This window comes from Alkalithermobacter paradoxus (assembly GCA_002029295.1).
Taxonomy (GTDB): Bacteria; Bacillota; Clostridia; order Peptostreptococcales; family Peptostreptococcaceae; genus Alkalithermobacter; species Alkalithermobacter paradoxus.
Map to the genome: position 1 here is coordinate 71,350 of MZGW01000001.1, position 11,404 is coordinate 82,753.

Annotated in this window: 9 protein-coding genes and 1 other RNA gene; 8 read left to right on the plus strand and 2 right to left on the minus strand. The window is 31.3% G+C overall.

Annotation, left to right across the window (positions count from 1 at the left end; translation table 11 throughout):
• Window positions 1-6: 6 nt before the first annotated feature.
• From CLOTH_RS00390 to CLOTH_RS00405, 4 genes are all read left to right on the plus strand, one after another.
• On the plus strand, window positions 7-1,668 hold the full coding sequence (locus tag CLOTH_RS00390) for a sensor histidine kinase (protein WP_079410105.1): 1,662 nt from the start codon (window positions 7-9) through the stop codon (window positions 1,666-1,668).
• Window positions 1,669-1,680: 12 nt separating this feature from the next.
• The gene (locus tag CLOTH_RS00395; RefSeq protein WP_079410107.1) at window positions 1,681-2,382 is read left to right on the plus strand and encodes a LytR/AlgR family response regulator transcription factor; all 702 of its coding nucleotides are present in this window, start codon (window positions 1,681-1,683) and stop codon (window positions 2,380-2,382) included.
• 104 nt (window positions 2,383-2,486) lie between these two features.
• Window positions 2,487-3,899, plus strand: a complete 1,413-nt coding sequence (locus CLOTH_RS00400) for a carbon starvation CstA family protein (RefSeq protein ID WP_079410108.1) — start codon at window positions 2,487-2,489, stop codon at window positions 3,897-3,899.
• A gap of 88 nt (window positions 3,900-3,987) precedes the next feature.
• Window positions 3,988-5,358, plus strand: a complete 1,371-nt coding sequence (locus CLOTH_RS00405) for a hypothetical protein (RefSeq protein WP_079410109.1) — start codon at window positions 3,988-3,990, stop codon at window positions 5,356-5,358.
• Window positions 5,359-5,391: 33 nt separating this feature from the next.
• Here CLOTH_RS00405 and CLOTH_RS00410 read toward each other — a convergent pair whose 3' ends face one another.
• Window positions 5,392-5,733: a hypothetical protein gene (locus CLOTH_RS00410; RefSeq protein ID WP_079410111.1), complete on the minus strand. Its 342-nt coding sequence runs from the start codon at window positions 5,731-5,733 to the stop codon at window positions 5,392-5,394.
• On the minus strand, window positions 5,733-7,010 hold the full coding sequence (locus CLOTH_RS00415) for a DUF1576 domain-containing protein (RefSeq protein ID WP_331721942.1): 1,278 nt from the start codon (window positions 7,008-7,010) through the stop codon (window positions 5,733-5,735). The genes CLOTH_RS00410 and CLOTH_RS00415 overlap by 1 nt, the downstream gene beginning before the upstream one ends.
• A 347-nt stretch (window positions 7,011-7,357) precedes the next feature.
• On the opposite strand from CLOTH_RS00415, the gene CLOTH_RS00420 reads away from it, so the two are divergent.
• The 4 genes from CLOTH_RS00420 to CLOTH_RS00435 all read left to right on the plus strand — a co-directional run bounded on the left by CLOTH_RS00420 (window position 7,358) and on the right by CLOTH_RS00435 (window position 11,282).
• Window positions 7,358-8,914, plus strand: a complete 1,557-nt coding sequence (locus CLOTH_RS00420) for an AbgT family transporter (RefSeq protein ID WP_079410112.1) — start codon at window positions 7,358-7,360, stop codon at window positions 8,912-8,914.
• A 68-nt stretch (window positions 8,915-8,982) separates the two neighbouring features.
• An RNA gene (rnpB, locus tag CLOTH_RS00425) (RNase P RNA component class A) lies at window positions 8,983-9,330 on the plus strand.
• 796 nt (window positions 9,331-10,126) lie between these two features.
• Entirely contained in the window at window positions 10,127-10,651 is a 525-nt protein-coding gene (locus CLOTH_RS00430) for an NUDIX hydrolase (RefSeq protein WP_079410114.1), read from the plus strand.
• A 358-nt stretch (window positions 10,652-11,009) separates the two neighbouring features.
• Entirely contained in the window at window positions 11,010-11,282 is a 273-nt protein-coding gene (locus tag CLOTH_RS00435; RefSeq protein WP_079410115.1) for a hypothetical protein, read from the plus strand.
• The last annotated feature ends 122 nt before the right edge of the window (window positions 11,283-11,404 follow it).

Here is an 11,404-nt window from a genome sequence, read left to right on the forward strand (position 1 = left end):
GATGGAATGTTTCTGCTTTTTAAAAATCTAATAAACAACCTAGGGTATGTAGTACTGATAGCATTTCTTATATCACGACTTAAGCCTTATAAGAAAATAATACAGAAAGAGGAGTTTAGTACGAAAGACTTGATAATACTTTCTATTATATTTGGTGGATTTGGGATACTAGGAACATATATAGGTACTCCAGTTAATGGAGCTATTGCAAACACTAGAGTAATAGGAGTTATAACAGGAGGTATACTATTTGGACCATTCGTAGGATTATTATCTGGGGTAATAGCTGGTGTTCATAGGTTAATTATAGATATAGGAGGAATTACATCTATTCCTTGTCTTATAACTACAATACTAGGAGGAGTAGCAGGAGGTATAGTTAATAGAAAATCACCTAGAAAAGATAGGTGGATACATGGATTATTTAGTGGAATTATAATTGAGCATTTAACTATGCTTCTTATAATCATTTTATCAAGGCCGCTTCATTTAGCAATTGAAATAGTAAGACAAATATATCTTCCAATGACATTAATAAATGGAATTGGTGTAGGAATAGTAATATCAATAACAGAAAGTATATTCGAAGAAAAAGAAGAAATAGCGGCAAAACAAGCTAAATTAGCACTTGAGATAGCTAATAAAACCTTACCTCATTTTAGAAATATAAATAATAGTTCTTTTAGAAAAATATGTGAAATAATAAAGACATCAGTTGGAGTAGATGCTGTATCTATAACAGATAAAACAACTATACTTGCTCACTATGGATTAGGAGAAGATCATCATGTAGAACAAGAGAAGATTTTAACCAATTCAACAAAGAAAGTAATACAAAGTGGTAACATGCTAATACTAAAAAACAGCACAGATATAGAGTGTACACATAGAAATTGTCTATTAAGGTCGGCTATAATAGTTCCACTCAAAGATGGAGAAGATGTTATAGGAACTCTTAAGATGTATTACAAAAATGAAAATGCTATAACATTTAGAGATGAAGAACTTGCAATAGGGTTATCTCAAATGATATCTACACAACTTCAGATAAGCAAAGTTGATAAACTTGAAAAAATGGCGAACAAAGCTGAAATAAAAGCCCTACAAGCACAGATAAATCCTCATTTTCTATTTAATGCACTAAATACAATAGTATCGTTTGTAAGAATAAATCCAATTAAAGCTAGAGAGCTTATAATAAATTTATCTACTTATCTTAGATATAATTTAGAAAGTGGAGATGAACTTATTAGTATAAACAAGGAAATAGAACAGGTAAAGGCATATGTAGAAATAGAAAAGGCAAGATTCGGAGAAAAATTAAATGTTACCTACGATATAGACGAAGATATAAATATAAAGATACCTAATTTAATAATACAGCCACTAGTTGAAAATTCTATAAAACATGGAATTCTAAAAGGAGAAGGAAAAGGAACTGTGAAAATAGAAATAAAGAAAAGAAATGAAAATGGTATATATATTTCAATAGAAGACGATGGATATGGAATAGATAGTGGTGTAATAGAAAATATATACAAAGGAACTATAAGTGAAAATAAAATAGGGCTTGCTAATGTTCATAATAGACTAAAGCTTATATACGGACAAGGACTTAATATACAGAGGCTATCTAAAGGTACAAAAATAAGCTTTTTTATACAGTAGGAGGTGGATTATATGAACTGCATAATAGTAGATGATGAATATCCAGCTAGAGAAGAACTTAAGTATTTTATACAAAATTATAGCTCTATAGAAATAATGAAAGAATTTGAAGATTCACTTTCTGCACTTAGTTATCTAGAAAAAAACAAACCAGATATAATATTTTTAGATATAAGTATGCCATCTCTCGATGGGATGTCACTCGGTAAAATAGTGAATAATTTTAAAGAAAAGCCCAAAATAGTATTTATAACTGCTCATAAAGAACACGCCGTAGAAGCATTTGAAATAGAAGCCTTTGATTATATTTTAAAGCCTTATTCAGAAGAAAGAATAATAAATTTACTTAGAAAACTACAAAGATGTCAGGATACAAAATCTAAAGCTGGAAAAATCACTCTGTGGAAAAGTGAAAAAATGGTTGTATTAAATCCTAGTGATATATGTTATTGTGAAGCTAAGGAAAGAGAGACTATTGTTTATACAATTAATGACAATTACAATATAAATTGCAGTATATCAGATTTTTTGGACAAGCTACCAAAAAGAAAGTTTTTTAGAACTCACAGATCATTTGTTGTAAATATAGATAAAATAGAGGAAATAATACCTTGGTTTAATAACACCTATGTAGTGAAGGTGAAAGGAATAGATACAGAAATTCCAGTGAGTAGAAAAAATATAAAGGAGTTTAAGCACATAATGGGCATTTAAATGCACTTTATGTGCTTTTTTCGGCTATTGATGCTGAAATAGATATATTACTAAGAAAAATTAGTATAATTTAATTAAATTATTTAGTGAAAAGGAGGAACAACATGATAACGTTTTTCTTATCTATTGCAGTACTTATTTTAGGTTATTTTGTTTATGGAAAAATAGTTGAAAACATGGTTGGTATTGATGACTCAAAACCTACACCAGCTATAGAAATGGAAGATGGAGTAGACTATATTCCAATGAGCTGGCCTAGAATTTTCTTAATTCAATTCCTTAATATAGCAGGATTAGGTCCAATATTTGGAGCTATATCTGGAGCACTTTGGGGACCAGCGGCATTTTTATGGATAGTGCTTGGATGTATATTCGCCGGTGCAGTTCACGATTATTTCTCAGGTATTTTATCTATTAGACATAAAGGAACAAGCATGTCTGAAGTAGTAGGTATATACTTAGGAGATAGTGTAAAGAAAATAATGAGGGTATTTACAGTAGTATTATTAATATTAGTTGGTACAGTATTCGTTACGGGACCTGCAGGTCTTTTAAGTAATTTAACTAAGTGGGATAGAACTTTCTGGGTTGTAGTAATAATAGCATATTATATATTAGCAACTGTACTTCCGGTTGATAAAGTTATAGGAAAGATATATCCAGTATTTGGAGCATCTTTACTTATAATGGCAGTTGGTATAGTTGGAGGAATATTAATCAAAGGATACGAGATTCCTGAGCTTACAATATCTAACTTACATCCTTCAGGAACTCCTATATTCCCATTCTTATTCTTAACTATTGCATGTGGAGCTATATCTGGGTTCCATGCTACACAATCTCCACTTATGGCAAGATGTGTTAGAAAAGAAAGTGAAGCTAGAAGAATATTCTATGGTTCAATGATTACAGAAGGTATAATAGCATTAATCTGGGCAGCTGCTGCAATGGCATTCTTCGGAGGAACAGAAGGTCTTGCTGCAACACTTGCAAATGGAGGCCCTGCAGTAGTTGTAAATGAAATATCAAACTCTTTATTAGGGAAAGTAGGAGGGGCACTTGCATTACTTGGAGTTGTTGCATGTCCTATAACATCAGGAGATACTGCGTTTAGAAGTGCAAGACTTACTATAGCAGACTCAATAAACTTTAAGCAAGATGCATTATTAAAGAGATTCTATATAGCACTTCCTTTATTCGCTATAGGAATAGGTCTTACTTTTATAGATTTCAACATAATATGGAGATACTTCTCTTGGGCTAATCAAACATTAGCTATGATAATGCTTTGGGCAGGAGCAAGTTATCTATACAAAAATAATAAATCTCACTGGATATGTACACTACCAGCTATGTTTATGACTGTAGTTACAACAACATATATACTTCAAGCTCCAGAAGGATTTAAATTACCAGTTACTATGTCTAACATACTGGGAATATCTATATCTTTAGTAATATTTGGATTATTCTTATCTAAAGCAAATAAAAGTGCGAAAAAAGAGATGGCAAAATAGCCATCTCTTTTTTTACCCCCTTTTGTATATGCACAAAACACACTATATATTCATAATATGTAAATTAAGAGAAAGGGGGAATAGAAAAATGTTAACAGGTGTCCACTATATTTATATTCTATTTATTTTAATTGTATTAATAACAATGGCACTAAAGAGAGATACTATTATACCATGTATAATAGGTATATTCTGTATAGCGCTTTACGCTAGTAAAGACATAGCTTTCTCAGTAGGAACTATATTTAACTCATTTATTGTTGCAACAAAAGAATTGATAGGTATAATACTTGTTATATCTATAATAGTATCTTTATCTAAAGCATTAGAAGAAATAAAAGCTACTCAAATTATGGTAAGTCCATTTATAAAGGTAATAAAAAATAGAACAAGTGCATTTTTCTCTGTTGGTATAGTTATGTTAATACTTGCATGGTTTTTCTGGCCATCTCCTGCTACTGCATTAGTTGGAGCAATATTCTTACCAATAGCTATAAAGGCAGGTCTTCCAGCGATTGGCGTTGCTATGGCTATAAATTTGTTTGGACATGGATTGGCACTATCAACAGACTTTGTAATTCAAGGAGCTCCTACAATAACAGCATCAGCAGCTGGAGTAGAAGTTACAGATATAATAAAAGATGGTATGATTCTATATTGGACTATGGCAATAACGTCTATAGGAATAGCATATTATATGCTTGAAAGAGATATAAGAAAAGGGAAAATACAAGTTGAGACAGGAATAGAAATTTCTGAAAGTGAAACTTACACTAAGGAAGCAAAAATATCAGCTTTCATAGTACCTCTAGGGTTCCTGATAGATGTAATATTGATGTTCATGTTTGATCTAAAAGGCGGAGATGCTACAGCATTAATTGGTGGAACGGCGGTAATATTACTAATGGCTATTTGCTTTATAAACTATAAGAAAGACTGCTTAGAAAAAATAACATCATTTATACAAGGTGGATTTGGATTTGGAATAGATGTATTTTCTCCAATAATTCCAATAGCTGCATTTTTCTATCTAGGCCAATTAGGACCTTTCACTGAAAGTTTAGGAACAGGTTATTTACCAGAAGCATCACAAGGTATATTATCAGATATAGGGTTGGCATTATCAAATGCTATACCTATGAATAAAGTTATGGTATGCTCAATAGAAAGTACAGTAGGTGCTATAACTGGATTAGACGGATCAGGATTCTCAGGAATATCACTAGCTGGATCATTAGCTAAGGTATTTGGTGAAGCAGTAAAAGTAAAAATAGGAGCTTTAGCGGCATTAGGTCAGATAACAGCTATATGGGTTGGTGGAGGAACTATAGTACCTTGGGGATTAATACCAGCTGCGGCAATATGTAAAGTATCTCCAATAGAGCTTGCTAAAAGAAATTTTATACCAGTAATGATAGCTATGGTAATAACAACTATAGTTGCCATATTTATAGTTTAGATAAGTAAAAAAACGAGCATATGCTCGTTTTTTTTACTTATATCTGTACAATATAACCTCTATTGAATTATCATCAAAATCTATTTCCGCCTCATCTATCATCATACCGATTAGAGGAAGCTCGTTATCAACATCGCATTCGCCTGCAAGTTCCCAATAATATTCTTCCATTTCTTCTTGCTTAGAACACTTTAGTGCATTAACTAATCTGTCTATTTTAGGTTTTTTAGTTATGTTATAGTTACAGTTTAAAGAAATCTTAAAAAATTTCTCTTCTTCTTTAACATTAACACTTATGTCAGTAGCACCTAAATAGAACATATAAGTTAGTAGTTCATCAACAATTTTAGTAATTCTTTTCTTAAAATGTTTCATTAGATTTCTTCCTTTCTGAAGGCCTCTATTATAGGGATTAAAACTGCAGCTACAATTCCTGCAGCAAAACCGTTGTTATAAAGATTAAGCCCGCCGTGAAGAACACCTACATTTAGAACAACTGAAGAATGAATGAATCCAGCTAAAACACCATATTTCCACCCGAATTCACCGGCAATAGGAGCTAGAGCAGTTCCAAATAATGCAGCTAATAAAATTGCTGGATCAGTTAAGCTCCAAGTCTTCATAATAGATCCTAAGAATACTCCTAAGAATATAGGAAGTATATTTTTGTAGTGTTTACCGAAGGCACCAAATCCAATAACTGTGAAAATACCACCTATTGTTGGCCCGTTTAAGTCGCCTTTTACTATTATAACATAAAGTGTAGATATAAATCCATTGATTCCCATGTTAATTAATGTAGCACCAAAACCATCTAAAAGAGCAAAGTCTGTAACCAGTCTTCCTGAACGCTTAGCTATACTATCTAGTCCTTTAAATGACTTTCCGTTTAATATAAATCCTGCAATAATCATAGAGATAGATATTGCAAATAGGTATGAACTAAGCACTAAATTATTACCACTACTCCATATAAGTCTAGGGCTAGGAGTATATCCAAATGATTTAAACACTGAAACGAATATAGTTCCAACTATTCCAGCTGTAAAACCTATATTATATAAGTTAAAACCTTGATGGACTCTTAGCAAATAAGTAGCTAGAGGTGGTAGTACAAATCCTACACTAACACCTACTAATACAGCAAGTGGAGCCCTATACCCTACAGGTAAAGAATAATTAAACATTATCTCACTAACTATAGGAGCTAGTGCTGTCCCAAATAAAGATACATATATATGTTTTGAAAACTTATCGCCCTGAACTCTTGAATAAAAATAAACACCTAAAACTATAAACCATACATTAAATAAATTCTTTCCAAATAAGCCAAAGCCAGCTATTAAGAATAAAGATGCAATAGAAGCACCGTTGAATGTAACTTTAAGTACATGTAAAAGCAAAATGAACATCAATGTTAAAGTACCGGCATTAACAAAAGCAGCTCCTATACCACCTACACCAATATAATCTGTAATAAGTATGTCTGTTTGAGTTAATATGTTGTACAATCCACTAAATACTTTAGCAGGAGTGTCGACTAAGAAACCAAATATAATTAGTGATAAAGAAAACATTATCATTGTATAAGATTTAACATTGTTTAAAGTTAGATTTTCCATAGATACACCCGAAGTTTTCGCTATTTTCATAATTCTCATTCTCCATCCGTAAAGTATTTTTTTGTTTAAATTTGCACAAGTTAGTTAAAAAAATGATATTCTACATCTTTCTCTAATATACCACAAATTGCGATTATTTTCAATTATGTATACACGGCACAGTCAATTATTACAAAATATTAAATATTTTTATTTTTCTTCATTAATATGCATGAAAGGATAATTATTATTACAAGAACTGTGTACATTGCAAATAATATGAATTAAATAAAAAATAATAAAGAGAAAGGAAAACGTATGCAAATTAAGTTGACAATTGTCGAATAATTACTTATAATGATAGATAAAGACACAATAATTTTAAAGGAGGCGAATATATGTCAACTAAACAAGTTGCACAACCTAAAAAAGGTCTGTTTGGAAAATTCCTAGACATGATCGAGAAGGTTGGAAATGCATTACCACATCCAGTAACATTATTCTTTATATTTGCTGTTGCTGTTGTAATCATATCTGATATCGCTGCTCGTGCAGGACTTTCAGTTCAATTCGATATGATCGATAGAGCAACAGGTGAAATTAAAGAAGCTACAGTAGGGGCTGTAAGTTTATTAAACCCAGATGGAATTAGATTTATATTCTCAAAAGCTGTTTCAAACTTTACAGGATTTGCTCCTTTAGGAACAGTTTTAGTTGCTATGCTAGGTGTTGGTGTAGCTGAAGGAACAGGACTTATATCTGCATTATTAAGAAAAGTTGTTTTAAATACACCAAAAAGAGCAATAACTGCTGTTGTTGTATTCTTAGGTATAATGTCAAACGTAGCATCAGACGCTGGATACGTTGTATTAGTTCCACTTGGTGCAATCATATTCTTAAGTTTTGGACGTCATCCACTAGCAGGTCTTGCTGCGGCGTTTGCTGGGGTTTCAGGAGGATTCAGTGCTAACCTTCTTATAGGAACAGTAGATCCATTATTAGGAGGATTAAGTACAGAAGCTGCTAAAATATTAGATCCTAACTACTCGGTAGCTGCTACAGCTAACTGGTACTTTATGATAGTTTCTACTTTTGTAATTACACTTATAGGATCTTGGATAACTGAGAAAGTAGTTGAGCCAAGACTTGGTGAGTACAAAGGAGAAGAAAAAGTAGACTTAAAAGACTTAACTGACGATGAGAAAAAAGGTCTTAGAGCATCATTAATATCATTATTAGTATTTACTGCAGTAATAGTAGCATTAGTTGCTCCAGCTAACGGAATACTTAGAAATCCAGAAACTGGAGAAATATTAGGACACTCTGCATTTATGGATGGTATAGTTCCAATAATAATGGCATTTTTCTTAATACCAGGAGTTGTATATGGTATAGCTTCTAAAACTATAAAAGATGATAAAGATGTAGCTAATGCAATGGGTAAAGCAATGGGTACAATGGGTGGATACCTAGTATTATCTTTCGTTGCTGCTCAATTTATAGCATACTTTAACTACTCAAACTTAGGAACAATATTAGCTGTTAAAGGTGCAAATTTCCTAGATGCAGTTGGATTCACAGGAATGCCTTTAATAATAGGATTTATAATAGTATCAGCATTCATAAACTTATTCATAGGTTCAGCTTCAGCTAAATGGGCTATAATGGCTCCAGTATTTGTACCTATGTTTATGAGACTTGGTTATACACCAGAGTTTACTCAAGTTGCCTATAGAATAGGAGATTCAACAACTAATATAATTTCTCCACTTATGTCATACTTTGCAGTTATAGTAGCATTCGCTCAAAAATATGACAGAAAAACTGGAATCGGTACATTAATTTCTTCAATGGTTCCATACTCATTAGCATTCTTATTAGGATGGACAGTATTATTAATAATTTGGTCTGTATTTGGATTACCAATAGGACCAGGAGCATTCATGAGAATGTAATAATTACCTTTTGACTTAATTAATCAAAATGTGATATTATATATTTTGTTGATGAACTTAATAATATGTGAGTAAGTCGGATGATCGCGTTTATCTTTACGATAAATGAGGAAAGTCCGAGCTCCGTAGGGCAAGGGTGCTGGGTAATACCCAGTGGAGGCGACTCTAAGGATAGTGCAACAGAAATAAACCGCCACAACTTTTGTGGTAAGGATGGAAAGGTGAGGTAAGAGCTCACCAGCAACTAGGTGACTAGTTGGCTATGTAAACCCCACCCGGAGCAAGACCAAGTAGGAACATACAAAGGGGGCTGCCCGTTCCCGTTCCGTTGGTAGGTCGCTTGAGTCTACTGGCAACAGTAGGCCTAGATAGATGATCGTCTAAGACAGAACTCGGCTTATAGACTTACTCTCATATTTACTTGTAAACTGAAACGTCTAACAATTTGTTAGACGTTTTTTATTTCGATATGGAAAATAGTAAACAACTAACTAACGATAAAAACAAGAATTGACACTGTATATAGTCAATGTTATACTTGATTAAATATATAAACAAAAGGTGAAATCTAAAAATTATGAGGGAAATTATTTCTTTCTTAGTTTGTAGTCTTATTGAGATTTCGACAATGACGGTATAATATAGACAGGGGATCAAACTCTATACTACTAAATTTTATATCTAGTGCAGCTGTTGTAGAAATAGAAGTTGTAGATACTTCTGGTAACATTGTAAATGATACATATAGTAACGAAGTAAATGTGAGGTGTGCAATAAAATGATTGATATTTTACTCGTAGTAACAATTATTAACTCTGTATTAGCTACATATTTTTTTATGTGCTGTTTAAAAATAATATATAAAAATAAGATACATTCATTTGCCTCAGTTACGTTTTTTTGTTTTTTATTGTATTTCATTTTACTTTATTCAAACGAGTTCGCCAGTAGAAATAAAAAATTGGTATTTAATTGACTCTGTAATGAGTGGAATTTCTAATTTGGGATTTTGGGTTATGTTATATAATATCTATAGAAAAGTTAAGGTTTATTAAAAAAAATGAGAATGCATTAGAATTTTTCATTATGATGTTTAATTTACATTATATATACTTGATTAGTAAGAATTATTAAAGTAGCTTAGGTCTTCTATTTTGATAGAAGGCTTTTTTAACGCATTAAGAAAGACTTAATACAGAAAGAAGGTATAGTATGAGATTAATAAAAAAAATGATACACAAAGACGTAGAGAAGATTGAAGGTAACATATTTGAAAGAAGAGCTGCTAGGGCAATAATACTTGATGGTTCAAATATTTTATTGCTTTATACAAAGAGATACAATGATTATAGTTTCCCAGGTGGTGGAGTTGAATTTGATGAAGATTTAATAAAAGGACTTGAAAGAGAACTTCAGGAAGAAATAGGGGCTAAGAATATAGAGATAATTAGTGAATTTGGAATTATTGATGAGTATAGGCCACATTATAAAGCAGAATATGATCTTATTCATATGGTATCTTATTTTTATGTATGCAAAGTTGAAGAAGATTTTGAGAATGCTAGGTTAGAAGATTATGAACAAGCTAATGGAATGTCTTCTGTTTGGATTGATATAAATGAAGCTATTGCACATAACAAGAAAGTGATTGAGAATAAAGAATCATCTATGGGCTTTTCTATTGAAAGAGAAACATTAGTTTTGGAGCTTATAGCAAAAGAGTTAATAGAAAAATAGAACTTAAGTGTATAAATCAACCACTAGTGTATATAAACATTAGTGGTTGATTGTTTTGACAAAAAAATATCTAAAAATAGTCATGAAAATAAAAAACGATTTCCTAAACGATAAATATAAATGTTAAAACTGAGACAAATGGAATATTGTATACTCTGAGCAGAATACTGGATTTTTGTATGAAAGCTAGCAAAAAAAATAAAAAAGCAAAATAATATTGAAAAAAAATAAAAGCATGTTAGAATAAACATGAAGTGATTAATATTTAACAAACAATATGTGACTAAAAAGAAGATACATACATATACTATTAATAGATAAATAATTAACTAACAATTAATGATGGAGGTTGTGAAATATGAGCATTATAAATCTTATACTTAGAAAAAAAGAGACAAAAAATAGTTTGGTAAGTCCAAAACTATACATCGTTGTACAAGACAAAGTAACTAAAGAAATAAGAGTTGAAGAAAGAGATTTAGTTTATGTTGCTCATAGAAACAATGCTGGTGGATGGACTTATGAGGAAATATTGAAAGATGGATATATATTATTTGAAACTATGTCAAAAGAAGAATTGGAAGATAAATTAATAGATTTAAGTAAAGAACCTTTGCGTATATCAGCTTAGAAAGTGCCTAACAGGCACTTTTTTAATTGTAAAGAAATTATAAATTTCCTTCATATAAAATCTTTCAAAGAAAGACTTTTTTATTTTTAAAATGCCTCGAAAGGTTTATAATTATAGTATTA